The organism is Ruegeria sp. AL7 (assembly GCF_056536105.1).
This window is the reverse complement of the sequence record NZ_JBQFJF010000001.1, coordinates 309,467-334,950: the sequence shown is the minus strand read 5'-3', so window position 1 is coordinate 334,950 and position 25,484 is coordinate 309,467. Positions and strand designations below refer to the sequence as shown.

The 25,484-nt window shown below is 58.7% G+C and carries 20 protein-coding genes; 8 read left to right on the top strand and 12 right to left on the bottom strand.

The window, feature by feature from the left end; genetic code table 11:
- Position 1: 1 nt before the first annotated feature.
- Entirely contained in the window at positions 2-1,168 is a 1,167-nt protein-coding gene (gene argE, locus ACR3E2_RS01670; protein ID WP_480481804.1) for an acetylornithine deacetylase, read from the bottom strand.
- Positions 1,169-1,172: 4 nt separating this feature from the next.
- Positions 1,173-2,993, bottom strand: a complete 1,821-nt coding sequence (locus ACR3E2_RS01665) for an ABC transporter ATP-binding protein (protein WP_480481805.1) — start codon at positions 2,991-2,993, stop codon at positions 1,173-1,175.
- Between the two features lie 285 nt (positions 2,994-3,278).
- Between ACR3E2_RS01665 and ACR3E2_RS01660 the strand changes: the two genes are divergently transcribed.
- From ACR3E2_RS01660 to ACR3E2_RS01650, 3 genes are all read left to right on the top strand, one after another.
- Positions 3,279-4,985 (top strand): peptide ABC transporter substrate-binding protein, encoded by a 1,707-nt coding sequence (locus ACR3E2_RS01660; protein ID WP_480481806.1) that lies wholly within the window; start codon positions 3,279-3,281, stop codon positions 4,983-4,985.
- Positions 4,986-5,080: 95 nt separating this feature from the next.
- Positions 5,081-6,088 carry an ABC transporter permease gene (locus ACR3E2_RS01655; protein ID WP_480481807.1) on the top strand — a complete coding sequence of 336 codons (1,008 nt, stop codon included), beginning with the start codon at positions 5,081-5,083 and terminating at the stop codon, positions 6,086-6,088.
- The gene (locus tag ACR3E2_RS01650) at positions 6,081-7,061 is read left to right on the top strand and encodes an ABC transporter permease (protein ID WP_209504481.1); all 981 of its coding nucleotides are present in this window, start codon (positions 6,081-6,083) and stop codon (positions 7,059-7,061) included. The genes ACR3E2_RS01655 and ACR3E2_RS01650 overlap by 8 nt, the downstream gene beginning before the upstream one ends.
- Positions 7,062-7,067: 6 nt before the next feature.
- Here the strand turns inward: ACR3E2_RS01650 and ACR3E2_RS01645 are convergent, their stop codons facing one another.
- From ACR3E2_RS01645 to ACR3E2_RS01620, 6 genes are all read right to left on the bottom strand, one after another.
- On the bottom strand, positions 7,068-8,204 hold the full coding sequence (locus tag ACR3E2_RS01645) for an MFS transporter (protein ID WP_480481808.1): 1,137 nt from the start codon (positions 8,202-8,204) through the stop codon (positions 7,068-7,070).
- Positions 8,205-8,272: 68 nt separating this feature from the next.
- Complete coding sequence (locus ACR3E2_RS01640; RefSeq protein WP_480481809.1) at positions 8,273-9,550, bottom strand: DUF3422 family protein; 1,278 nt, start codon at positions 9,548-9,550, stop codon at positions 8,273-8,275.
- A gap of 109 nt (positions 9,551-9,659) precedes the next feature.
- Entirely contained in the window at positions 9,660-10,016 is a 357-nt protein-coding gene (locus tag ACR3E2_RS01635; protein ID WP_209504483.1) for a VOC family protein, read from the bottom strand.
- Between the two features lie 155 nt (positions 10,017-10,171).
- Positions 10,172-11,626, bottom strand: a complete 1,455-nt coding sequence (locus tag ACR3E2_RS01630) for an NAD(P)(+) transhydrogenase (Re/Si-specific) subunit beta (protein ID WP_209504484.1) — start codon at positions 11,624-11,626, stop codon at positions 10,172-10,174.
- A 13-nt stretch (positions 11,627-11,639) separates the two neighbouring features.
- Entirely contained in the window at positions 11,640-13,211 is a 1,572-nt protein-coding gene (locus ACR3E2_RS01625; RefSeq protein WP_480481810.1) for a Re/Si-specific NAD(P)(+) transhydrogenase subunit alpha, read from the bottom strand.
- 129 nt (positions 13,212-13,340) lie between these two features.
- On the bottom strand, positions 13,341-13,790 hold the full coding sequence (locus ACR3E2_RS01620) for a methyltransferase family protein (RefSeq protein ID WP_267364290.1): 450 nt from the start codon (positions 13,788-13,790) through the stop codon (positions 13,341-13,343).
- A gap of 172 nt (positions 13,791-13,962) precedes the next feature.
- Here ACR3E2_RS01620 and kynU point away from each other — a divergent pair, with 172 nt between their 5' ends.
- A complete protein-coding gene (gene kynU / locus ACR3E2_RS01615) occupies positions 13,963-15,156 on the top strand; it encodes a kynureninase (protein ID WP_480481811.1) in 1,194 nt (397 codons plus the stop codon).
- Here the strand turns inward: kynU and ACR3E2_RS01610 are convergent.
- Positions 15,149-15,727, bottom strand: coding sequence for a TetR/AcrR family transcriptional regulator (locus ACR3E2_RS01610; RefSeq protein ID WP_480481812.1), 579 nt, complete (start codon positions 15,725-15,727; stop codon positions 15,149-15,151). The genes kynU and ACR3E2_RS01610 overlap by 8 nt on opposite strands.
- Before the next feature lie 98 nt (positions 15,728-15,825).
- On the opposite strand from ACR3E2_RS01610, the gene ACR3E2_RS01605 reads away from it, so the two are divergent.
- Entirely contained in the window at positions 15,826-16,290 is a 465-nt protein-coding gene (locus ACR3E2_RS01605) for a (2Fe-2S)-binding protein (protein WP_480481813.1), read from the top strand.
- A gap of 3 nt (positions 16,291-16,293) precedes the next feature.
- Entirely contained in the window at positions 16,294-18,534 is a 2,241-nt protein-coding gene (locus ACR3E2_RS01600; protein ID WP_480481815.1) for a xanthine dehydrogenase family protein molybdopterin-binding subunit, read from the top strand.
- Positions 18,535-18,593: 59 nt separating this feature from the next.
- On the opposite strand, the gene ACR3E2_RS01595 is transcribed toward ACR3E2_RS01600, so the two are convergent.
- From ACR3E2_RS01595 to ACR3E2_RS01585, 3 genes are all read right to left on the bottom strand, one after another.
- Positions 18,594-19,373 carry a gamma-glutamyl-gamma-aminobutyrate hydrolase family protein gene (locus ACR3E2_RS01595; protein ID WP_480476009.1) on the bottom strand — a complete coding sequence of 260 codons (780 nt, stop codon included), beginning with the start codon at positions 19,371-19,373 and terminating at the stop codon, positions 18,594-18,596.
- A 221-nt stretch (positions 19,374-19,594) separates the two neighbouring features.
- The gene (locus ACR3E2_RS01590) at positions 19,595-20,020 is read right to left on the bottom strand and encodes a GlcG/HbpS family heme-binding protein (protein ID WP_480481817.1); all 426 of its coding nucleotides are present in this window, start codon (positions 20,018-20,020) and stop codon (positions 19,595-19,597) included.
- 57 nt (positions 20,021-20,077) lie between these two features.
- Positions 20,078-22,213, bottom strand: a complete 2,136-nt coding sequence (locus ACR3E2_RS01585) for a malate synthase G (RefSeq protein WP_480481819.1) — start codon at positions 22,211-22,213, stop codon at positions 20,078-20,080.
- 207 nt (positions 22,214-22,420) lie between these two features.
- Between ACR3E2_RS01585 and pepN the strand changes: the two genes are divergently transcribed.
- Positions 22,421-24,973 carry an aminopeptidase N gene (pepN, locus tag ACR3E2_RS01580; RefSeq protein WP_480481821.1) on the top strand — a complete coding sequence of 851 codons (2,553 nt, stop codon included), beginning with the start codon at positions 22,421-22,423 and terminating at the stop codon, positions 24,971-24,973.
- Positions 24,970-25,398: a hypothetical protein gene (locus tag ACR3E2_RS01575; RefSeq protein WP_480476001.1), complete on the top strand. Its 429-nt coding sequence runs from the start codon at positions 24,970-24,972 to the stop codon at positions 25,396-25,398. The genes pepN and ACR3E2_RS01575 overlap by 4 nt, the downstream gene beginning before the upstream one ends.
- Positions 25,399-25,484: the final 86 nt, after the last annotated feature.

Here is a 25,484-nt window from a genome sequence, read left to right as displayed (position 1 = left end):
GCTAGACGCATAGTTTTTCAACCAATCGCTGCATGAATTTATGACCGGCTTCGAATTGTTCAATCGTAATGAACTCATTCGGCTGATGGGCCTGTGCTATGTCTCCGGGTCCGCATATCACGGCAGAATACCCGGCCTCCTGAAATTGGCCTGCCTCGGTCCCGTAACTGACCACATGGCTTGCGTTGTCTCCGGTCAGGGCGCGTACCAGAGCTTCGGCTTCACCATCCTCTTCCGGGATCAACCCCGGAATCGCGAAGTTTTCAGTCAGTTCGATGCGGGTATCCGGGTGAACGGCCTGCATCTGAGCCTCAATGTGCCGAACCTGTTCGAAATAGGCATCGCGCCATTGGGCCTGCGTTTCATCGGGCACAGTCCGGAAATCCATCATGAACCGGCAGTCTTTGGCGGTAATGTTATGGGCTGTTCCGCCTTCAATCATACCGACGTGGCAGGTTGTCCAGGGTGGATCGAACACGGCAGCAACGGTACTGGGTTGCGCCGCCATGTTTCGCGCGTTCTGTTGGTTGGCCCAGTCGATCAACGGGGCCGCCGCCATGATGGCGTTGACGCCTGTGTGCATGATCGAGCTGTGAACTTCGAACCCGACCATATGGGTGTCAAAGCCGAACCCACCCTTGTGACCCGTCACCGCCTGCATCATCGATGGTTCGCCCACAACCACCGCCGAGCCTTTGGGAAGAACGCCCTGCATCGCCTCGATCATCGGCGGCGCCCCGGTACACCCGACTTCCTCATCAAAACTCAGCGCAAGTTGGAGCGGTCGTTTCACACGTGCGTAATGCGCCTCGACCAGCGCCCAGATGGCAAGCGCATCAAATCCCTTCATGTCACAGGTGCCGCGCCCGAAATATTTGCCGTCCTCCTCGGTCACGGTGAAGGGGTCGGTGTCCCAGGGTTGCCCGTCAACCGGTACGACATCCGTGTGCCCGGACAGTACAACTGCGCCTTCTTCCAAAGGGCCAACATGCGCAAAGATCGCCGCCTTATGCGGCTGATCCGGATCAGGCCAGCGGTGCGACGTGATCCCATGGCTTTGCAGGTATTCTTCCACCCAGCCGACCAACGGCAGGTTGGTGTCACGACTCACGGTTGGGAATGAGATCAGCTTGGTCATGATCTCAAGCGGCGTCAGGCGCTTGGCCATCGTGTCAGTACCCACTGTCTGTGGTCAGGATAAAGTGACCCGGTTCAACCTCTTGATATTGCGAGGGTTCCGGTTTGTAATCGACAGGATGGATCGGTGACGGGATCGGTTTGAAGTTCAGGTCTTTTTCAGTCTTTCGCTTGTTCGGATCAGCAATTGGAACTGCCTTCATCAATGCCTGCGTATAGGGGTGTTGCGGGTTTTCAAACACACGTGCACGCGGGCCCAGTTCCACAATGCGGCCCAGATACATAACGCCGACATAGTGGCTGACACGTTCAACCACGGCCATGTCATGACTGATGAACAGATAGGACAGCCCCAGATCGGACTGCAGCTCCATCATCAGGTTCAGAACCTGCGCCTGAACCGACACGTCGAGGGCCGAGACCGCCTCATCCGCGATGATCAGCTTGGGGTTCAGGGCCAGTGCGCGGGCAATCGCGATCCGCTGACGCTGTCCCCCGGACATTTCATGCGGGAAACGACGCATGAAGCTGCGCGGCAGCTGCACCTTGTCGAACAATTGCGCGACGCGGTCCTGCAATTCGGATCCCGACGCCACGCCATAGTTGCGCATCGGCTCGGCAACCTGATCGACCAGCTGCATCTGTGGGTTCAGCGAGGCGAACGGGTCCTGAAAGATCATCTGCATGTCCAGCCGCGCCTTGCGCAGGCCGGACGGGTCCAGCTTCATGATATCGACACCGTCCAGATTGACCTCGCCCGCCATCGGCTCGACCAGCCGCAGGATCGAACGCCCGGCCGAGGACTTTCCGCACCCGGATTCGCCCACAAGGCTGAGTGTCTGACCTTTGTTCAGTGTGAATGACACATCCTCGACCGCATGAACGTTCGAGATCGTGCGCCGCAGAAGACCACCTTTGACCGGGAACCGCGTGGTCAGGTTCTTTACGGTCAACAAAACCTCTTCGGTTCCGTGGATGGGCGCAATTTTCTGCCCCTCGACACCCAGCAGCTTCATCGGTTCGGGTGCCGACTTGCCCTGCATTTCACCCAGCTTCGGTACTGCGGCCAAAAGGGCCTTGGTGTAATCATGCTGCGGGTTTTCAAAGATTTCCTTGACGGTCCCCTCTTCGACCTTGTTGCCGCGATACATGACAACAACACGGTCAGCCATCTGGGCAACCACGGCCATGTCGTGGGTGATGAACATCACCGCAGTTCCGGTTTCGCGCTTGAGGCGATCCATCAGGGCCAGGATCTCGGCCTGAATGGTCACGTCCAGCGCTGTGGTTGGTTCATCGGCGATCAGCAGGCGGGGTTCGCAGGCCATGGCCATCGCGATGACGACACGCTGGCGCATCCCGCCCGACAGCTCGTGCGGGTATTGTTTCAGACGACGCTCGGGCTCGGGGATGCGAACCTGGCGCAGCAACTCAAGCGCCCGGTCCTCGGCCTGTGCCTTTGACATCTGCTTGTGGATGCGCAGACCTTCGGTCAACTGGCGGCCAACGGTAAAAACCGGATTAAGCGCCGTCATCGGCTCCTGAAAAATCATCCCGATCTCGTTGCCGCGAATCTGTTTCATCAGATCCGGATCGGCTTTGGACAGGTCCATCTCGCTCCCGTCGCGGCGGTCAAACAGAAGTTCACCACCCGCGATTTCGCCACCTCCGAACTCGACCAGCCGCATCAGCGACAGCGACGACACCGATTTCCCCGAGCCCGATTCGCCAACGATACAAACGGTTTCACCCGGTTTGATCTCGAACGAGACATCCTCAACACCGACAACGGGGCCATCCTTCGTCTGAAACTCCACCCGCAGTTTTTTAATCTGTGCAATAGGCTGATCCAGCACGCGCGCGCTCCCTTGACGACGGTATTCTTTTTCTGAATTCCGAACGCTAAGGCGGGCCGCCGGGAAAAGTCAAACCCATTACACATTTTCGCGACGGCACTACTTGCATTTTTCTCAGGTTCTGTTTCGATACGCCATGTAACCGACCTGGGGAGGCGGCGCAGACCGAAATCGTTAGCGCTATTATCTTTGTTGATCAGAACCTTACCTTGGGGCGGCAACGCCAAACCCGCAGGCCTTGCGGAGATAATCGAGACACGAACGTGTCCAACTTGGGAGTAACTTATGAAAATCAAAACCCTTTTGCTTGGTGCGATTGCAAGCACGGCGATGGCCCCGATGGCCTTTGCCGAGCGCGGATCGGACGGCAATGTCAGCATCATTTACTGGCAGGCCCCGTCGATCATGAATCCCTACCTGTCCAGCGGCACCAAGGATATCGATGCCTCCGCGTTGGTTATCGAACCCCTTGCGCGATATAACGAAGATGGCGAACTTGTGCCCTGGCTGATCGACGAAGTTCCGACCGTTGAAAACGGCGGCGTGTCCGAGGATCTGACCTCGATCACATGGAAAATTACATCCGGCCTTGTCTGGTCAGACGGCAGCCCGTTCACCAGCGCCGATGTCAAGTTCACACATGAATACTGCACGCATCCCGAAGGCGGTTGCGCCCAGCTTGTGAAATTTGAAGGTGTCTCCAGTGTGGAAACACCCGACGATCTGACGGTTGTGGTAAACTTCGAAAGCCCAACCCCCAACCCCTATGGCCCGTTTGTCGGCGGTGAAAGCCCGATCCTTCAGGCCGCCCAGTTTGCAGAATGCCTGGGCGCGCGGGCTCCGGAATGCACGGACGCCAACTTTAACCCGATCGGCACCGGCCCGTTCACGGTAACCGAGTTCCGGCCAAACGACGTGATTACGTTGGCGGCGAATGAAAACTATCGCGATCCTGCCAAGCCCGCATTTGCCAGTGTGACCTTCAAAGGTGGCGGCGATGCAACGGCGGCTGGCCGCGCGGTGATGGAAACAGGCGAGTTCGACTATGCCTGGAACCTGCAACTTGCGCCCGAAGTGATCGCGCAGATGCAGGAAGGCGGCAAAGGCACCCCGGTCGCGGGCTTTGGTCCGCTGGTCGAGCGTATCATGCTGAACCAGACCAACCCGTCGCCCGATCTGCCGGAAGGCGAGCGGTCAACGGCCCAGCATCCGCACCCGTTCCTGACCGATCCGGCGGTTTACAAAGCGATGTCGCTGGCCATCGACCGTCCGCTGCTGGTCGAGGTCGGCTATGGTCAGGCGGGCAAGGTGACCTGTAACTGGGTTCCGGCCCCAGCTGCGTTCAACTCGACCTCGATGACCTGTGACAAGCAGGATATCGAAGGCGCGAAAAAGCTGCTGGATGATGCGGGGATCGTTGATACCAACGGCGACGGCATCCGCGAAAAAGACGGCGTTCCGCTGAAAATCGTCTATCAGACCTCGACCAACGCCGTCCGTCAGGATTTCCAGGCGCTGATCAAGGAATGGTGGAGCCAGATCGGCATCGAATCCGAGCTGCGCAACATCAACGCATCGGTCTTCTTTGGCGGTGATCCGGGCTCGCCCGATACCTTCCAGAAGTTCTATGCCGATGTTGAGATGTACGCCAATACCTTCTCGGGCACCGACCCGCAGGTGTATCTGGCCAACTTGCTGTGCTCGGATGCGCCGCGCCCGGATTCGCAATGGCAGGGACAGAATATCTCGCGCTGGTGCAGCGAAGAGTATGATGCGATGCACGCCCAGCTTGCCAAGACCGCCAATTTCGACAAGCGCGCGGAACTGGGCCGCAAAATGAACGATTTGGCGGTTGAAGGCGGCGCAATGATTCCGCTGGTTCATCGCGGTCGTATCTCTGCCCATTCCAATACCTTGGGCGGCGTTGTCCTGAATGTCTGGGACAGCGAAATGTGGAACGTCGCGGACTGGTATCGCAAAACCGGTTCCTAAACTTCACAAGTGCGAAACCGCGCCCCGATCCTCATCGGGGCGCGGCATTACACGAGCGCTCCAACAAAATGACGCATCTGCAAAGGCACCTTTGAATGCTCAACTTCACCATTCGACGACTGGTGCTGGCCGTACCCACGCTGCTGTTCATCAGCCTCATTATTTTCCTGCTTCTGGAACTTGCGCCCGGCGATCCGATGGCCAGCCAGCCGCTGACCGTACCTGCGGACGTGCGCGAACGGATGCGCGAGGCGCTTGGCCTTGGTCAGCCGATGCATATCCGGTTCTGGAAATGGATCGTGCAGTTCTTCTGGATTGAACCGCAGGTGCTTGTCGACTCGATCTTTGGCACCACCTTTTCCGAAGGCGACCTGCGTGTGATTTCGTGGCAGACCCGCTCACCCGTTATGGACATCGTCGTTCAGCGTATCCCGCAGACCCTGTGGGTTGTCGGCACCGCCTATGTGGTCGCCATCCTGATCGCGCTGCCCATCGGCATCTATTCGGCCTACCGTCAGTATTCCTGGTTCGACCAGATGGGTACTTTCGTGTCGATGGTCGGCTTTTCCGTTCCACCCTTCTTTTCGGGCGTGCTGGTAATCGTGATCTTTTCAGTCCAGCTGGGCTGGTTCCCGTCGATCTATGACACCACGCTGGTGGTCAACAGCTGGGACAGCTTTGTTGTGCAGCTCAAACAGATGATCATGCCGGTCATGGTTCTGGCCTTGCAGATCACCGCACAACTCAGCCGGTTCATGCGCGCGTCCATGCTGGATAACCTCAATCAGGATTACGTTCGCACCGCCCGCGCCAAGGGTCTCAGCGAATATACCGTGGTCATGGTTCACGTCCTGCGAAACTCGATGATCCCGGTGGTCACCGTGATCGCGCTGGGTATTCCGTCCATCTTTGGTGGCGCCATCATCACCGAGCAGGTGTTCAAGGTGAACGGAATCGGGCAGTTGCTGATCGGCGCGATTCAGGCCAATGATCTGCCGATGGTGCAAACCCTGACCTTTATTTTCGCCGTACTGATCGTGCTGTTCAACCTGATCGCCGACGTCCTGTATGGCATTCTGGACCCGAGGATTCGCTATGACTGATCACGACAAATCAGACACGCTGATCCCCGACGAAGGTCTGGCCCCGGCATCCACCGCGCTGCCAACGGCCGACGTGATGGAAGAACTGGCCACCCCGCCCCGCAGCCAATGGCGCGATGTATGGGATCAGTTCAAGACCCACAAAGGCGCGATGGTCGGGGCGATCCTGTTTATCATCATCGTTGCCGGTGTCTATTTGGGCCCGTATCTGTGGAGCATCGATCCGACCCAGATCGATATCCGGTCGCGCAATCAGGGGCCCAGTTGGGCGCATCCCTTTGGCACCGACCAATTGGGTCGCGACATTCTTGCGCGCATGATGTCGGGTGGTCAAACCTCAGTCTCGGTTGGCATAACCGCAATGTTGCTGGCGCTGTTTCTGGGTTCGTTCATCGGCGTTCTGGCGGGATTCTTCAGGCGGCTCGATGGGCCGCTGATGCGCCTGACCGACCTGTTTCTGGCCCTGCCCCTGCTGCCTTTGCTGCTGGTCATGATGCTTCTGTTCCGCGAGCCCCTGTCAGCGGCTTTCGGGCTGGAGCGCGGGATCTTCATCCTGATCGTCTGCGCCATCGGCATCACCTCATGGATGCCGACTGCACGGATCGTGCGCGGTGACGTCCTGGCCATCAAGGAACGTGAATTCGTTCTGGCCGCACGCTCCATCGGCACCAGCAACAGCCAGATCATCACGCGGCATATCCTGCCGAACGTTCTTTCGCCGATCATGGTGTCGGCAACACTGGGGATTGCCACAGCGATCATCACCGAAAGCGCGCTGTCCTTCCTTGGGCTGGGCTTCCCGCCCGACTTCCCGACATGGGGCCGCCTGTTGTTTGATGGTGTCGACTATCTTCAGCAATACCCCGAGCGTGTATTCTGGCCCGGTCTGGCAATCTCGCTGACTGTTCTGAGCGTCAACTATCTGGGTGATGGTCTGCGCGACGCGCTGGATCCCCGCATTCGCGGACGCTGAAACAAGTTAGTCGGCGCGCTTCAGCGCGCCGGCCAACAGCACGATCAGAACGGCCAATGGCAACAGCACGGCGAACGCCAGACGCAGGCCGAACAGTTCCGCCAAAAATCCGATCAGCGGCGGCCCAATCAACAGCCCGCCATATCCCAGCGTAGCTACACTCGCGATGGCTTGCCCCGGCGGCACATGCGGATCGCTGGCTGCACGGCTGAACGCCAGCGGCATGATCACCGCATACCCTATACCCATCAGCGCAAACCCCGCCAATGCGGGCAAGGGCACGACCGAAGAAACCACAACGAAAACGCCCAGTGCCGCGCAGATCCCGCCAAACCGAGCCGTGGCGGCAGGACCAAACCAAGTGATGACAACAGCACCTGCAAGTCGAAACGCAACCATCGCCACGGAAAACACGGCATAGCCCAATGCGGCAACACTTTCGGGCGCACCGGACACGTCTCGCAGGAAAATCGCGCTCCAGTCCGCGACGGCGCCTTCACCCAATGCACCACACATGGCGGCGAATCCGACCAGTATCAGCGCGCCCGAGGGCAAAGCAAAAACCGAGCTTTGCGGCCGATCGGACCGTTTCGACGTCCAGCGCACCCACGACAAGGCCAGCGCGAAGGCGACAACCGCGCCACCCGCCACTAGGAAGTGCACCAGAACCGTCAGCCCCATCTGAACAGCCACATATCCGCTGAGCGCGCCAAGACCGGCCCCAAGGCTCCACATGGCGTGGAATGATGACATTACGGGTTTGTCATAAGCCTGCTCGACTTCGGCGGCCCAGGCATTCATTGCCACATCCATCGATCCGTGGAACGCGCCGAAAACAAACAAACAAAACGCCAGCGCCCAAAACCCGCCAGCCACAGCAAGCAGAACCAGCGACAGCGTGTACAGAACGGCCACAATCCGGGTAATCGCAACAGCGCCATTCCGATCCGTCAACCGCCCTGTGACCGGAAAGGAACAGACGGCCCCGGCCGCCATGAACAACAACCCGTACCCCAACGCGTCATGAGACAAGTCCAACCGGTCGCGCACGGCCGGAATGCGCGAGGCCCAGATGCCAAACAAGGCCCCGTTCAGGATGAACATGGCCGCAACTGCCCGCCATGCCGAGAAAACACCAATCAACAGAGAACCTCGTGCTGTCTGCCCGCCCCACCCGTTCTACAGGTTGGGCGCAAATTGGCAATTGCAGCTTACCCCAGGCGTTTGCGGATGCGCCGAACGGCGAACCATACGCCCGCCACTACCGGGATCGTCGCCGCCGCCGTCAGCGTTCCCTTGCTTATACCGGTGGCCGTCAACGGATACAGAAGATAGCCAACCAGTGAGACCGCATAATAACTGATGGCCACCACAGAAAGCCCCTCGACCGTGTGTTGCAAGCGCAAGGCAAGATCGGCCCGACGATCCATGCTTTCCAGCAGGGCCTGATTTTGTGCACTCCGCTCGACGTCCACCCTAGTGCGCAACAACTCACCCGCACGGATGGCCCGGTCAGACAGCGCCTGCAGGCGGCGTTCTGTTGATTTCACGGTACGGATCGCAGGATCATAACGGCGCATCATGAAATCGGCAAAGCTTTGACCACCTTCGAACCTTTCCTCGCGCAGGACGTCGATCCGTTGATTCACCAGCGCCTCGTAAGCGCCGGTTGCCCCAAACCGGAACGAACTGCGGGCCGATATGGTCTCGAGCTCGGTCGATGTGGCCAGCAATTGAGGCAACAGCGCATCTGGTGGTGTGGTGTCATCTGTCATTTCAACCATCAGCTTCGCCAGCTGGGCGTCCAGTTCCTCGATCCGGAGGGCCAATTGTTTGACGCGGGCAAAGCCAAGCATCGACATCGCCTTGTATGTCTCGATCTCGCACAGCCGCTGGATAATACGCCCTGTTCGGCGCGTGCCCGTGCCTTCGGTCACGAACAGGGCAAAACGCATGTGACCAGCCGGGTCGATACGGAAATCGCTAGCGCAAATTGCCGAAGCATCCAACACCCGAGACACGGCAAGACTTTCAGGTTCGAACCAATCAGCCAGAGCGACCTTTACAGCCGCATCTTCCGGGCGCGGTACCACCCGCATCAGCAACGAAGTGATCCTCTGGCCCGGGCTGGCCATCAGCCAATCCGGGGGAAAAACCTCGAAATCGGCGGGGTTGAAAGGGCGGCCGCTGACGTTCGGCACAATCGCCGTATACGTGACAAACTCTGTGTGCTGCTCCCATTTCAGCCAATGGCGTCCGATCTGCCCGGCATAATGCGTGGCCCCCGGCTGCGGATGTTGCGCCCCATGTCGGTCAAGCAGATCAATCAGATGGGCGATATCCTGACTGCGGTCCCGAGCGACGGCTGCTTCCGGCTTCTTGATCGCAAGAAAGGCGACCGTGCACGGCGTATCGGCGGCCGGAAACGGGCGGGCATGAAGTTCATTGGCCAGCGCATAGCGCAGCGGGTGATCATCGATTGGCGTCATTCAGAGGCTCCGATAGCGGTGTCCGCACTATACGTCACAACTCGGATACATCAATTCTTATTTTATTTCATATACTTACACGAATACAAAGGTATACAAACCGACTATCTCATTGATTTGGCTGCCACAGCTCGATCGGATTACCTTCCGGATCGTGAAGCCGCGCGAACTTTCCGATCTCACTGTCCCAATCGGGGCGGGTCTCAACAGCGATTCCGGCAGCTTCAAGCTGCTGTATCATCGCGCCCAGATCGTCGACCCGAAAATTGATCATCCATTGCTGATCCGGGTTTCCGAAATACTCAGTGTCTTTCGCGAACGGCGCAAACACCGTATACCCTTCGCGTTGCTTCCAGGGCACCGGATCATAGTGGTTTACGCCCAGATGTTCTTCGTACCAGCGGCTTAATGCCTCGGGATCACTGGCCCGAAAAAATACGCCCCCTATACCGTTCACTTTCTCCATGCTTCGCTCCAACAATACGCATGTCTATTATACCACAACCCGCCCGCTTCATCTGGCCATAAATATCCTGGGGGTTTGGGGGCAAAGCCCCCAATAGTACAAGTAAAGAAAAGGGCGCCCAAAGGCGCCCTTTGCAATTGGATCAGACCGGTGGATCAATCGATCATCGGCAGCAGCTTGTCCAGCGATGCTTTGGCGTCGCCATAGAACATGCGGGTATTTTCCTTAAAGAACAGCGGGTTTTCGATACCCGAATACCCTGTACCCTGACCGCGTTTGGACACGAAGACCTGCTTGGCCTTCCAGCATTCCAGAACCGGCATACCGGCAATCGGGCTGTTGGGATCTTCCTGCGCCGCAGGGTTCACGATGTCATTCGAGCCGATGACGATGGCCACATCCGTATCCGGGAAGTCGTCATTGATCTCGTCCATTTCCAGAACGATATCATAGGGCACCTTCGCCTCGGCCAGCAGCACGTTCATATGGCCCGGCAAACGGCCCGCGACCGGGTGGATCGCAAAACGCACCTCTTTACCCTTGGCGCGCAGCTTACGGACCAGTTCACTGACCGATTGCTGTGCCTGCGCCACCGCCATACCATAACCGGGAATGATGATAACGCTGTCGGCATCGTTCAGGGCTGCAGCAACGCCATCCGCCTCGATGGCCACCTGCTCGCCCTCAACGGCCATCTGTTCACCCTGCGGGCCACCAAAGCCGCCCAGAATCACGCTGACAAAGTGACGGTTCATCGCCTTGCACATGATGTAGGACAGGATTGCACCGCTTGAGCCCACCAGCGCACCGACCACGATCAGCAAGTCATTGCCCAGCGAGAAACCAATAGCCGCCGCGGCCCAGCCCGAATAGCTGTTCAGCATCGACACAACCACCGGCATGTCCGCGCCACCGATGCCCATGATCAGGTGATAACCAATGAACAGCGCGGCCAGGGTCATCAGGATCAGCGGCAGCAGCCCACCGGACGAGGTATACCAGATCAAGCAGATCAGCGAGAGACCCGCAGCCGCTGCGTTCAGCGCATGACCACCGGGCAGCTTTGTCGCCGCCGAGGTCACTTTGCCCGCCAGCTTGCCATAGGCCACGACCGAACCGGTAAAGGTGATCGCACCGATAAAGATGCCCAGGAACAGCTCTACATGAAGGATTGCCAGCTCGGCCGGTGTCTTCTTGGCGATCAGTTTGGCAAAGGTGCCCAGATCATGCAGATCCGCCTCTTTTGCCGTATCCGCAATCGCCAGGACCTGCGCCACGTTGCCGATCTCAAAATGCGCATTGAAACCCACAAACACCGCGGCCAGACCGACCAGCGAATGCATCGCGGCCACAAGTTGCGGCATCTCGGTCATCTGGACGCGCTGCGCCACGTATTGACCGATCAGACCGCCGCCAATGATCAGCAGGATCGACAAAAGCCACAGGCCAGACCCGGGGCCAACCAGCGTGGCAAAGACCGCCAACGCCATACCGACGATGCCGTACCAGACCGCGCGCTTGGCGCTTTCCTGGTTCGACAACCCGCCAAGGGAAAGGATGAACAAAACAGCCGCAACAACGTAGGCGGCAGTGGTGAAGCCAAATTCCATGTGCCCGGCCTCCTTAAGATTTCTGGAACATGGCGAGCATGCGCCGGGTTACGAGGAAGCCGCCGAAGATGTTGATCCCGGCCATGAAGACAGACAGTGCCGCCAGCAGAATGACCAGGAACGACCCCGATCCGATCTGCATCAAGGCCCCAACGATGATGATCGACGAGATCGCGTTGGTGATCGCCATCAGCGGCGTATGCAGGCTGTGCGAGACATTCCAGATCACCTGGAAGCCCACGAAAATGGCCAGCACGAAGACGATGAAATGCTGCATGAAGCTGGCCGGGGCAACCAGCCCCACCAGCAGCATCAGCGCACCGCCGACACCCAACAATGTAAACTGCTGCCTGGTCTGCGCCTTGAAGGCCGCAATCTCCTGCGCCTTTTTCTCTTCCGGGGTCAGTTCCTTGACCTCGGGCTTTTTCTGTGCGGCGATCGCCTGAATCTTGGGCGGCGGTGGCGGGAAGGTGATTTCACCTTCATGCGTCACGGTCGCGCCGCGGATCACATCGTCTTCCATGTTGTGATTGATCTGACCGTCCTTTTCGGGCGTCAGATCGGTCATCATGTGACGGATGTTGGTTGCATAAAGCGACGAGGATTGCGCCGCCATCCGGCTGGGGAAGTCGGTATAACCGATTATGGTCACGCCATTGTTGGTGACAACTTTCTCATCCGGCACGGTGCCTTCGACGTTACCGCCACGCTCGGCTGCAAGGTCGATGATGACCGAACCCGGCTTCATCGCCTTGACCATATCCTCTAGCCACAGCTTGGGCGCCGGACGGTTGGGGATCAGTGCGGTGGTGATAACGATGTCCATCTCGGGCGCAAGTTCGCGGAACTTGGCCAGCTGGGCGTTGCGGAATTCTTCCGACTGGACCGAGGCATACCCGCCTGTGGCCGCGCCGTCCTGCTGCTCTTCCTCGAAGTCCAGATAGACGAACTCAGCCCCCATCGATTCGACCTGTTCGGCCACTTCAGGGCGCACGTCGAACGCGTAGGTGATCGCGCCCAGCGACGTGGACGTCCCGATTGCGGCCAGACCGGCCACACCGGCCCCAACGATCAGCACCTTGGCAGGAGGAACTTTACCGGCGGCGGTCACCTGGCCGGTGAAGAAACGGCCAAAGTTGTTGCCTGCTTCGATCACGGCGCGATAGCCTGCGATATTTGCCATCGACGACAGCGCGTCCATCTTCTGCGCGCGCGAGATGCGTGGCACCATCTCCATGGCGATCACGTTGGCGCCCTTGGATTTGGCCAGCTCCATTCCTTCTTCGTTGCCCGCAGGATTGAAGAACGAAATCAGGGTCTTGCCCTTGGTCAACCGTTTCAGTTCGGCCTCAGTCGGGATACGAACCTTGGCAATGATATCCGCAGTCTTCCACAGCGACGCTGCGGTCTTGACCACCTCAACGCCTACGGCCTCGTATGCGGCATCCGAAAAACCGGCAGCCGCGCCCGCGCCTTTCTCGATCAGGCACTCATAGCCCAGTTTCTGCAATTGCACGGCCGAGTCGGGCGTCATTGCAACCCGGTTCTCACCGTCCAGTATTTCCTTTGGCGTGCCTATCTTCACTGGCAGTCCCCCTAATTTTTACTCTGTCCGAGCGGGTGGTCGGTATTCTTTGTTAAGCAAAGATGTATCCTGCGCAACATTATTTCGCAAGCGCAGCATTTTTTACGTAACATCACAAAATCAGCCACCTTAGATCCAACGCCGCGTCTTGCGTTCATAGCGTGCGAAATCCGTGCGGAACTGCCGGCGCAGGCGGTCTTCTTCCGGCAGGATAAACCGGCGCTCCAGCACCCAGACGAAGACCGGAACCAAAACCAGTGACAACACGGCGTCAAACCGCAGAATCAAACCCGCAAGAATCAGTACGTCCCCGACGTAGATCGGGTTTCGACTGCGTTTGTAGATGCCCGTTTGCACCATCGCGGTCGGTGTCTCATGGGGAATGACAGTTGTTTTATGGCGGCGAAACTCGACAATGGCCAGAACGGCCATCAGAACGCCACCGCCGATCAGAACTCCACTGAGAAGGTCGGTCAGGCCGCTCTCAAGTGACAGGCCCAGCGCCATGTATCTGGCTTGTGCCCATGCCAGCACCGCAAAAGCGATCAACCAAACTGGCGGTACATCTATCCAGCGCATTCTAAGCCCTCATGAACGACGACAGTGTCGGGTATATGTCGCTTCTGACCGACGTCCTACCGTTTTTCGGCCAGATTAGCAAAAGACCAGTATGTCGCATCGATAGACAGACATGTCAGGATCGGCTACCCCAAATGCAACAAAAGACGACCACACAAGTGAGTGAGCCTTCATGACCGATTTTGCAGCAACCAAAGCCATGTTCGACCTGCCCGAGGGCGTGATTTATCTGGACGGCAACTCTTTGGGCCCGCTGCCTAAAACGGCTGCGTCTCGTGTGCAGAACATGCTGACCGAGGAATGGGGGCAAATGCTGATCACCGGCTGGAACAAAGCCGGTTGGATGGGCCTTCCCACAGGGCTTGGAGATCGAATTGGCCGCCTGATCGGAGCCGAGCCAGGCAGCGTCGTGACCGGCGATACCCTGTCGATCAAGGTTTATCAGGCCGTGTCCTCTGCCCTTGAACTGAACCCGGCCCGCAAGGTTGTGCTTTCTGACAATGGGAACTTTCCGTCAGACCTGTACATGGTCGATGGCCTGCTGCGATCCCTTGGGAGCCCATACGAACTGCGCGTCGTCGACCCGCAGGACGTCGCAGATGCAATCACCGAAGAGGTCGCAGTCCTGATGCTGACCGAAGTGGATTACCGCACGGGCCGGATGCACGACATGAAGGCACTGACGGAACTGGCCCACGCCAACGGTGTCGTGACGGTTTGGGATCTGGCGCATTCCGCAGGGGCCATCCCCGTTGACCTTGCAGGGTGCAATGCAGATTTCGCAGTCGGGTGTACTTATAAATACCTCAATGGCGGCCCCGGTGCGCCCGCGTTCATTTATGTTGCGCCCCGACTTGCAGATAGTGTGCGCCCGGCCCTGTCTGGTTGGCTGGGGCACGAAGCGCCCTTTGCCTTTGACCTGGACTATCGCCCCGGAAGCGGGATTGAGCGTATGCGCGTGGGAACACCTCCGATCATCCAAATGACCGCACTTTCGGCGGCCATGGACATCTGGGATATGGCCGACATGGCGGATGTGCGCGCCAAGTCCATTGAATTGACCGAGCTTTTCATTCGTCAGGTCGAGGCGACCTGCCCAGACTTGCAATTGGACAGTCCGCGCGCGCCCGAGCAGCGTGGCAGTCAGGTTTCATTCCGCTTCAAGGAAGGCTACGCCGCGATGCAAGCGCTGATCGCGCGTGGTGTCGTCGGAGATTTCCGCGCACCTGACACAATGCGGTTTGGTTTCACGCCGCTGTATATCGATGAAAGCGATGTCGAGCGTGCAGTCGGGATTCTGGCGGATGTCATGCAGAACAAGCTTTGGGACACGCCCGAGTACAAAACCCGGCAGCGCGTTACCTGATTTCCAGCCCGGCCCCGATCAGGGCCGCCAACTGGTTGGTGCGCCTTTCAAATTCCTCGGCGTCTGACGCAGTCAGCTTGATCCCCTTCAGCGTGACCGTAAGTGTTTTCGCCGTTTCTTCAGGCGTGTCGAACAGACGAACGCGGCCAGCACCCTGCTCTCGCCTCAGCCATTCGGCATAAAGCGCGGCAAGTTCCCCTTCGCCCCGTTCGACAATGTCGATGGCCATGGATTTGGTCGTGTCCAGCATCTCAAGCCCATGCGGCGACGCCAAAATCGCAGCCATGCCCTCGGTCTGGGCGTGGATCGCCTTTCTGGCAATGTCCGAAACCGAGCCTTCACCGTTCAGCGCCTCGGCCACCGCTGCGGTCTTTTCCTCGTAATGCCGTTCGGTCAGCTTGCGAACGATCGCTTCCTTGTTCCTGTAATACAGATAAACCGCTGGCCGTGACATCCCCGCACCGCGCGCAATGTCATCCATCGAGGTCTTGCGGAACCCGTATGCGGAAAAGGCCTGAAAAGCAGATGCTAGGATCGCTTTCTGCCGGGATTCGTCACTCGTATCTTTCATGCGCAAATCTCTGACATTTTTTGTTTAATTTGTCAATTGACAGACTGACACTTTGCAATCATTATGTCAGAACCTGCCACAGTTACAAAAGGTGCGCCATGGCGACGGCCCTGAAGATTAACGGAACCCCTCATCAGATCGACCTGCCGGATGATGTCCCCCTGCTTTGGGTTCTGAGGGATGAGGTTGGCCTGACCGGCACCAAGTTTGGCTGTGGCGTCGCCGCTTGCGGCGCCTGTACGGTTCATATCAATGGCGAGGCGGTACGTTCGTGCCAAGTGGCGCTGTCGGATGTCTGGGGTGACGTGACCACAATCGAAGGCGTTGGCACGCCAGAAGCACTGGCTACTATCCAGCAATCCTGGGCTGATCATCAGGTGGCGCAATGTGGCTATTGCCAGTCGGGCCAGATCATGCAGGCCGCTGCCCTGCTTGCGGAAAACCCTGCGCCCACGGACGCAGAGATCGATGAGGCGATGCAGGGAAACCTGTGCCGCTGTGGCACCTACCCCCGCATCCGGGCCGCGATCCACGACGCAGCATCGAAGTTGAAGGAGGCGTAAGAGATGGCTTCTGTTGGCAAAATTATCCGCCGCACGTTCCTGATCGGCTCGGCCGCGATCGTCGGTGGCGTCGCCTTTGGCGCGTATTATGTCACCCGCCCTGCCCCCAACCCGCTGAAACCGAAAGAAGGTGAAGCGGCCCTGAACCCCTTCGTGCTGATCGATCAGAATGGCATCACCCTGTTCGCGCCCCGTGCCGAGATGGGACAGGGCGTGAAAACCACGTGGGCCGCGCTGATCGCCGAAGAACTGGACGTCGATCTGGATCAGATCACCGTTCTGCACGGTCCAGCAGCCGCCGCCTATTACAACTCAGCCATGATGGGCGAGGGACTGCCAAACAAGGGCTACGACATCTCGGACTTCCAACACAACTTAGGTGAAGCTCTGGGGGTTCTTGGCAAGGCCCTTAGCCTGCAAGTCACAGGCGGCTCCACCTCGATGAAGGACGGGTTCGAGAGGATGCGGCAAGCCGGTGCTTCGGCCCGTGAAACGCTGAAACGCGCCGCCGCTGATCGGTTGGGTATCGACCCCTCGGATCTGAAAACAGCTTCAGGCCATGTCATCACGCCAAACGGTGACAAGATCGCTTATACCGATCTTGCAGTGGAAGCGGCCGGACTGGAACCCGTCGAGGTACCTTTGCGAGACCCGTCCGAATGGCGTTATCTGGGACGGACACAACCGCGACTGGACATGGTGGGCAAAGTGACAGGCACTGCCGAGTTTGGCATCGATGTTCGCCTGCCCGGTATGAAATTTGCTGCCGTGCGCATGAACCCCAAACTTGGCGGCGCGATGAACAGCTTTGACGACAGTGCTGCAATATCCATGCCCGGGGTCGAGAAGGTTGTTGATCTGGGCACAGGTGTTGCCGTGATCGCGAACAACACATGGCTGGCCAATCAGGCGGTTGAGGCTGTTGAGATCGACTGGGGCGATGCGCCATATCCACCTGATACCGATGGCATTTTCTCAAAGATTGCCGAGGCGTTTGACGAAGCGCCGAACTCGACCATGCGCGATGATGGCGATGTCAGCGTGACGCCGGATGGCGCAACCGAGGTCACTGCCGAATACCAAGTGCCCTATCTGGCGCACGCCACGATGGAGCCGATGAATGCCACCGCGCTCTATACCGGAAACGCTCTGGAACTGTGGTGCGGCAATCAGGCCCCGACGCTGATCCGTTTTCGCGCTGCGAATACCGCAAATCTGGACACTGAGGCTGTTCAGATTCACACCACCTATCTGGGGGGAGGGTTTGGCCGCCGGGGCGAACTGGATTTCGGAGAAATCGCCACCAAGGTCGCCATGGCCATGCCTGGCACACCGGTCCAGACAACCTGGAGCCGCGAAGAAGACATGCGTCACGACTACTTCCGCCCCGGCGCCATCGCCCGGATGCGCGGCGCTGTTCAGGACGGCAAGGCCGTTCTTATTGACGGCAAGGTTGCATCGCAGTCCTGCACGCAACAGGCGGTCGAGCGTTACACCGGCTTCCCCGGAGGCGGACCCGACAAAGTGCTGGTCGAAGGGTTCTTCAACCAGCCTTACGCCGTGCCAAACTACCGGATGAGCGGCCACGTCGCTGATCTGGCTGTCCCGGTGGGCTTCTGGCGTTCGGTCGGCAACAGCCACAACGGCTTTTTCCACGAGACCTTCATGGACGAATTGGCCCATGCCGCAGGGCGCGACCCGCTGGACTTCCGGCTAGAACTGATGAGAACCGAACATGCCCCATCTGCAGGATGTCTGGAGGCGGTCAGGGAAATGTCCAACTGGACCGGAAAAACACCTGACGGTGTAGGCCGTGGCGTGGCCTTCACCTACAGCTTCGGCACTCCGGTGGCTCAGGTTATCGAAGTGGTCGACGAAAACGGTGCCATCCGCATCCACAAGGCCTGGATCGCCTGCGACATGGGGCTGGCGCTGGACCCGGAAAACGTCAAGGCGCAGATGTTTGGCGGCATGATGTATGGCCTGTCAGCCGCGTGTTTCGGCGAGATTACCTTTGCCGACGGGGAAGTCGAGCAGTTCAATTTCCCCGACTATGACGCCCTTCGCATGCATTCCGCGCCACAAGTCGAGGTGCGCGTTCTGGAAACCAACCGCCATATGGGCGGCGCTGGTGAGCCCGGCACGCCCCCCTCGATGCCCGCACTGGGCAACGCCCTGTTTGATTTGACGGGAAACCGCGCGCGCAGCCTGCCGCTGGTCAATCAGTTCAACCTGCTGGTCTGATTGCCATTCACCTTCCCCTGCACCGGTCCGTCGCGCGCCCGCACGGTCCGGTGCCCAAGTCAGGCTGATTTCTGAACTGCCTGACAGGCAATCCCCGCCGCCCATCCCCGCACAGCCATGCCGAAGGCTTCGAACAAGGGGCGTGAAACCGGGTCGTTGATCGCATCCCATTCGGGATGCCATTGCACGGACAGCGTAAATCCGGGCGCGTCCTTGATGTAGATCGCCTCGGGCGTTCCGTCCGGCGCATGCCCATCGATCACCACACGCTGTCCGATGCACTTGATCCCCTGCCCATGCAGCGTGTTTGTCATGACCTCCTGCGCACCAAACAAGTCGTGGAACACACCGTTTTCCGTCAGTTTCACCACGTGGCGCAGCGCAAATTTTTCCTCAAGTGTACCATCGGGCGGCATCCGGTGGTTCATCCGCCCCGGCAGATCGCGAATTTCCGGATAGAGTGTTCCACCCATGGCCACGTTGACCTCTTGAAATCCACGGCAAATGCCCAGAAACGGCTGACCCCGTTCCACACAGGCCCGAACCAGTGGTAAGGTGATCGCGTCACGCGCGCGGTCAAACTCTCCATGCGCCTCGGTTGCAGGTTCACCATATTCTTCGGGATGCACATTGGGGCGACCGCCGGTCAGAAGAAAGCCGTCGCAAACCTCCAGCAACTCCTCAACCGACACATAACGGGGATCGGCGGGAATCAGCAGCGGCAAACATCCCGATACGTTCGCCACAGCGTCCGAATTCATCGTCCCCCCTGCATGGGTCGGGTATTGATCGTTCATGAGGTATGAGTTGCCGATAATACCAACAACGGGTCGAGACATTCCGCTTTCCTTGTTATTCATCCCCTTGAAAAGGAAGCTAACCGCAGCTTCACAGCCGTGCAAGAATACACCTCCTGCGTGACAGCGCAGGGACGTGTTCAGGGGTGCACAAATACCCCCCGCGATCAGTCAAGTCACGGCTCGTTTTCCCCGCCTAAAACTTCAAGTCGGAAACATGCGCCAAGTCATTGCTTTGACGGAGCTGCTCTCAATGGTCGGACTTAAATCTCGCCGTCCAACCCGGCGGCCTCAATTCCCGCCATCGCAACGGCAGCATCGTTTTCTGACGTGTCGCCGGTTACCCCAACGGCACCGATCACGTCCCCTTTTCGACCCCGCAGCAAGACCCCGCCCGGAACTGGTACGACCTGCCCGCCATACACTCCGTTTACCGCCGCCATAAAGTAGGCTTGCGCCTCGGCCCGTTGCATCTGTGCCGTGCCCGCCATTCCCAGCATGACAGAGCCATATGCCTTGCCATGCGCAATCGCAAAGCGGCCCGGTGCTGCATCATCCTCACGCTCGAACGCGATGACGTGGCCGCCTGCATCCAGAACAACCACTGAAAGTGGCTTCAGCTCCATCTCGCGGCCTTTCTCAAGTGCTTTGCGGATAATGGTGCGGGCTTTGCGAAGGGAAACTTCCATGTGCATTCCTGTGTCTGCATGTCGAAAGAAGAAAGGGGGCGGATCGCCCCCTTTGTATTACGCGGTGGCCGCCTTCAATTCCAGACGGCGCGCGTGCAGGACCGGTTCGGTGTAGCCCGAGGGCTGCACACGGCCTTTGAACACAAGGTCACAAGCCGCCTGAAAAGCAATTCCGTTAAAGCCCGGCGCCATCGGGACATAACCCGGATCACTTGCATTCTGGCGATCCACGACAGCCGCCATTTTCTGCATCGCAGCCATCACCTGTGCATCGTCGACAATGCCGTGATGCAACCAGTTGGCCAGAGCCTGAGACGAAATCCGGCAGGTCGCACGGTCTTCCATCAACCCGATGTCGTTGATGTCGGGGACTTTGGAACATCCTACGCCCTGATCGACCCAACGCACGACATAGCCCAGAATGCCTTGTGCATTATTCTCGACCTCGCGCGAGATTTCCGCGTCACCAAGATTGCGGCCCCCCAGCAGGGGAATGGTCAGCAAATCGTAAAGCGTACCTCGGGCACCCGCCGCTGCGATCTCGTCCTGACGGGCCAGTACGTTGACCTTGTGGTAATGTGTGGCGTGCAGCGTCGCAGCTGTAGGCGACGGCACCCAGGCGCAGGTGGCGCCAGATTGCGGATGGCTAATCTTTTGCTCCAGCATATCGCCCATCCGGTCCGGCATCGCCCACATGCCTTTGCCGATCTGCGCCTTGCCTTTCAGGCCACAGGCCAAACCGATATCGACATTGCGGTCTTCATAAGACGCAATCCAGGGCGTGTTCTTGATCTCGCCCTTGGGCAGCATCGGCCCAGCCTCCATCGAGGTATGAATCTCATCCCCCGTGCGATCTAGGAAACCGGTATTGATGAAGGCGACGCGCGACTTCGCGGCGCGGATACATTCTTTGAGGTTGACCGAGGTGCGGCGTTCCTCATCCATGATGCCCAGCTTCACGGTGTTGCGCGGCAGGCCAAGGATGTCTTCGACCATGTCGAAAATCTCAACCGCAAAGGCAACCTCTTCCGGACCGTGCATCTTGGGTTTCACCACGTAGACCGACCCTTCGACCGAGTTACCCCCATCCCGTTGCAGGTCATGCATTGCGATCAGAGTGGTGCAGAGCGCGTCCATCAGCCCCTCGCCAATCTCGCGCCCTTCGGCGTCCAGAACGGCCGGGTTCGTCATCAAGTGGCCGACATTTCGCACCAGCATCAGCGAACGGCCTTTCAGGGCCGCCTGCTCACCTGTCGGTGTGGTGAAGGTCAGATCTTCTGCCAGCTTGCGGGTAAACGTTGCGTCGCCCTTGGTGACGTCTTCAGTCAGATCACCCTTCATCAAGCCCAGCCAGTTGCCATAGGCCGCGACCTTATCTGCTGCATCAACACAAGCGACCGAGTCTTCGCAGTCCATAATCGTTGAAAGAGCGGATTCCAGCCGGACATCTGCGATACCTGCGCGATCAGTGGCACCGATAACGCCAGTCGGATCGATCATGATCTGAATATGCAGGCCATTGTTTTTCAGAAGCACAAAAGCCGGCTTGTCTGCCGCGCCACCGAAACCAACAAATTGATCGGGGTTTGCCAGTGCCGGGGAAAGAGCACCTTCTTCGACATGCAGTCCCGACACGTCGGCCCAAGACCCACCAGCCAGAGGTACCGCGTCATCCAGAAAGGCTTTCGCCCATGCAATCACCCGTGCACCGCGCGCCGCATCATACCCACCGCCTGTTGGCAGATCGCCTATCGCATCGGTGCCGTAAAGCGCATCATACAGGCTGCCCCATCGCGCATTCGCCGCGTTCAGCGCAAAGCGCGCGTTGGTGATCGGCACCACCAGCTGCGGACCCGGCGTCAGCGCAATCTCGGGGTCGACATGCGTCGTGTCGATCTGAAACCCGTCGCCTTCCTCGACCAGATAACCAATTTCCTTTAGAAAAGCCTGATAGTCAGTGGGATCATTGCTCTGACCCTTGCGCGCAATATGCCAGCCATCGATGCGCCCTTGTATCTCGGCCCGCTTGGCCAGAAGCGCGCGGTTTTTCGGCCCCAGTTCAGACACCAGTCGCGCCAGACCCGCCCAGAAATCCTGCGCCGACACACCCGTACCCGGCAATGCCCGCGTCTCGATAAACTCTGCCAGTATTGGATCGATCTGCAGCCCGCTCAGGGTTTGTCTGCCACTCATCTTCCTGCTCTCCTGCGATTGTGTGCCATTGTATGCGTAAGTGACTTAGGCCGAAAGTTTCCGATAGGCAACTTTCGACTTTGCGTTAGGGTTATTCGGATCGAAGGGAAGCTGTTTCAAAAACAACAAGGGAATGGCGGGGGCCAGTTGCAGCTCTGGAACGATGCCCCTAACGTCGCGCCAGACACGAACCGATGCGAGGCCCCCATGCGCGACGCTGCCCCCACCACGATCTTCCTGAAAGACTACACTCCGTTTGGTTATCTGCTGGACAGCGTGCACCTGACCTTCGATCTGTCTGCACATGCCACACGGGTCACGTCGCGTATCGCGTTTCGTCCAAACCCCGACGCGACCGATCGCACCTTTTTTCTGCACGGCGAAGATCTGAACCTGATCCGCGCGTCCATCAACGGAACCGAAGTTTCGCCTGATGTCACGGACAAGGGCCTGACCGTCCATGTTCCCGACACCCCGTTCCTCTGGGAAGCCGAAGTTGAGATCGATCCGGGCAACAACACGGCGTTGGAGGGGCTTTATATGTCGAACGGCATGTATTGCACCCAGTGCGAGGCGGAAGGTTTCCGCAAGATCACATATTATCCGGATCGCCCCGATGTCATGTCCACCTTTACCGTGCGTATCAATGGCGACCTGCCGGTTCTTCTGTCGAACGGCAACCCCTCGGGCAAGGGCGAAGGATGGGCCGAATGGACCGACCCGTGGCCCAAGCCTGCCTATCTGTTTGCGCTTGTCGCTGGGGAACTTGTGGCCCATCCCGATCAGTTCACTACCAGATCAGGCCGGGATGTTGAGTTGAACCTGTGGGTGCGACCGGGGGATGAAGGCAAGTGCGCCTTCGGTATGGAGGCGCTGAAGAAGTCCATGAAATGGGACGAAGATGTCTATGGCCGGGAATACGATCTGGACGTCTTCAACATCGTCGCCGTCGATGACTTCAACATGGGCGCGATGGAAAACAAGGGGCTGAACATCTTTAACTCTTCGGCTGTTCTGGCCAGTCCTGAAACCTCGACCGATGCCAATTTCGAACGGATCGAGGCGATCATCGCGCATGAGTATTTCCACAACTGGACAGGCAACCGCATCACCTGCCGCGACTGGTTCCAGCTGTGTCTGAAAGAAGGTCTGACCGTCTTCCGCGATGCACAGTTCACATCCGACATGCGCTCGGGCCCTGTGAAACGCATACACGACGCCATCGACCTGCGCGCGCGGCAATTCCCCGAGGATAACGGCCCGCTCTCGCACCCGGTCCGGCCCGAAAGCTTTCAGGAGATCAACAATTTCTACACGGCCACGGTTTACGAAAAAGGTGCCGAAGTCATCGGCATGTTAAAGCGGCTGGTCGGGGATGAGGCCTATGCAAAGGCGCTGGACCTCTATTTTGACCGCCATGACGGACAGGCCTGCACGATCGAGGATTGGCTGAAAGTGTTCGAAGACACTACAGGCCGCGACCTGACCCAGTTTAAACGCTGGTACAGCCAGTCGGGCACGCCGCGTTTGACCGTATTTGAAGATTGGGCCGACGGGACCTTTACCCTGACACTGAAACAGCGCACCGATCCCACACCGGGTCAGGCAGAGAAACTGCCGCAGGTGATCCCGGTCGCCGTTGGCCTGCTGGGACCAAACGGGGATGAGGTCCGCACGACCGAAGTGCTGGAACTGACAGAGGCCGAGCAGAGTTTTCAGTTCACGGGGCTTGCGACAAGGCCCACAGCTTCGATCCTGCGCGATTTTTCGGCACCGGTCATCCTGGAACACGATCATTCAAACGCCGAACGCGCGTTTCTGCTGGCGCATGACACAGATCCGTTCAACCGCTGGCAGGCTGGCAGATCGCTGGCGCAGGACACCTTGCTGCGGATGATCTTGGACGAAGCAACCCCGGACGCCGATTACCTTGACGGGCTGCTGGCCGTGCTGCGCGACGACACGCTGGACCCGGCCTATCGCGCCTTGATGCTTGGGCTGCCGACGCAATCCGAACTGGCTGCGGCGTTGCATGAACGCGGCCAGACGCCCGATCCGATGGCAATCTGGTCAGCGGTCGAAACGCTGCGGCAGTCCACGGCGCAGCATGTGCAGGATCTGCTGCCCCGCCTGCACAGCGAGGCGTTGGTTGATGGCCCCTACAGCCCGGATGCCGAGCAATCCGGCAAACGCGCCCTTGGCAGCGCGGCATTGGCGCTGACCTCTCGGCTGGACGGGGGGGCAATGGCGGCCAATGTGTATGCCAACGCGGATAACATGACCCTGCAACTGACAGCCCTGTCCTGCCTGCTGCGCGCCCGCAAGGGCGAAGCCCAGCTGACCGCCTTCTATGACCAATGGCAGCATGATCGGCTGGTCATGGACAAATGGTTTGGCTTGCAGGTGACCATGGCCGCACCCGAGGCGACACCGGAAACGGCAAAGGCATTGACCGGGCATCCCGATTTCAACTGGAAGAACCCGAACCGGTTCCGCGCTGTCATGGGGGCCTTGGCGATGAACCACGCAGGGTTCCACCAGCCGGATGGTGCCGGGTACAGCCTGCTGGCCGATTGGCTGATCCGCCTTGATCCTGTGAACCCGCAAACCACGGCACGGATGTGTTCAGCTTTTCAGACCTGGAAACGGTACGACACCGGGCGTCAGGGCCAGATGCGCACGCAGCTTTCTCGCATTGCAGAAACACCGAACCTGTCGCGCGACACGACGGAAATGGTATCCCGCATCCTCGGCGCATGACACCCTACAGCTTTACCCGCCGCAACCGGAACACACGAACACTGGTCATTCTAGCCAGTGTCTACGCGACCCTGCTGGCGCTGGTCATCCTGTTCGACGCGGCTTGGTGGGTTGTCGGCCTGCTGTCTCTTGCCACTCTCCCCGCAATCTGGGACGTGATCCAGAATACCAGCGCTGGCGTGCATCTGGACCGGGATGCGGTGCGCTGGTTCACGGGCAATCGTAAGGGAGATATCCCGATGCGGGATATCGACCATTTCCGATTTGACACCCGGTGGGACTTTTCCGTTCGCGTATCCATCGTCCTGAAATCCGGGAAACGAATCCGGCTGCCAGATGAGTCTCTGCCGCCGCATCGGGATCTGGAAACCATTCTGAAACAGGCAGGTTTTCGCGTAAACCGTCATCATTTCACTGTTTTCTGAAACACTGCGTGATCTAAGGGCGCATTGGACACAAAAAACAAAGTTTATTAAGCAAATTACTTGAATTGAGCCTGATACCTCGCCAG

Bases quoted from the DNA above. Each gene is read 5' to 3' on its own strand.
- ACR3E2_RS01640 (WP_480481809.1), bottom strand. From the start codon at position 9,550: ATGACGCCAATCGATGATCACCCGCTGCGCTATGCGCTGGCCAATGAA.
- ACR3E2_RS01660 (WP_480481806.1), top strand. From the start codon at position 3,279: ATGAAAATCAAAACCCTTTTGCTTGGTGCGATTGCAAGCACGGCGATG.
- ACR3E2_RS01635 (WP_209504483.1), bottom strand. From the start codon at position 10,016: ATGGAGAAAGTGAACGGTATAGGGGGCGTATTTTTTCGGGCCAGTGAT.
- argE (WP_480481804.1), bottom strand. From the start codon at position 1,168: ATGGCCAAGCGCCTGACGCCGCTTGAGATCATGACCAAGCTGATCTCA.
- ACR3E2_RS01590 (WP_480481817.1), bottom strand. From the start codon at position 20,020: ATGGAAGTTTCCCTTCGCAAAGCCCGCACCATTATCCGCAAAGCACTT.
- ACR3E2_RS01630 (WP_209504484.1), bottom strand. From the start codon at position 11,626: ATGGAATTTGGCTTCACCACTGCCGCCTACGTTGTTGCGGCTGTTTTG.
- ACR3E2_RS01595 (WP_480476009.1), bottom strand. From the start codon at position 19,373: ATGTCTCGACCCGTTGTTGGTATTATCGGCAACTCATACCTCATGAAC.
- ACR3E2_RS01605 (WP_480481813.1), top strand. From the start codon at position 15,826: ATGGCGACGGCCCTGAAGATTAACGGAACCCCTCATCAGATCGACCTG.
- ACR3E2_RS01575 (WP_480476001.1), top strand. From the start codon at position 24,970: ATGACACCCTACAGCTTTACCCGCCGCAACCGGAACACACGAACACTG.
- ACR3E2_RS01610 (WP_480481812.1), bottom strand. From the start codon at position 15,727: ATGAAAGATACGAGTGACGAATCCCGGCAGAAAGCGATCCTAGCATCT.
- ACR3E2_RS01585 (WP_480481819.1), bottom strand. From the start codon at position 22,213: ATGAGTGGCAGACAAACCCTGAGCGGGCTGCAGATCGATCCAATACTG.
- ACR3E2_RS01655 (WP_480481807.1), top strand. From the start codon at position 5,081: ATGCTCAACTTCACCATTCGACGACTGGTGCTGGCCGTACCCACGCTG.
- ACR3E2_RS01650 (WP_209504481.1), top strand. From the start codon at position 6,081: ATGACTGATCACGACAAATCAGACACGCTGATCCCCGACGAAGGTCTG.
- kynU (WP_480481811.1), top strand. From the start codon at position 13,963: ATGACCGATTTTGCAGCAACCAAAGCCATGTTCGACCTGCCCGAGGGC.
- ACR3E2_RS01600 (WP_480481815.1), top strand. From the start codon at position 16,294: ATGGCTTCTGTTGGCAAAATTATCCGCCGCACGTTCCTGATCGGCTCG.
- pepN (WP_480481821.1), top strand. From the start codon at position 22,421: ATGCGCGACGCTGCCCCCACCACGATCTTCCTGAAAGACTACACTCCG.
- ACR3E2_RS01620 (WP_267364290.1), bottom strand. From the start codon at position 13,790: ATGCGCTGGATAGATGTACCGCCAGTTTGGTTGATCGCTTTTGCGGTG.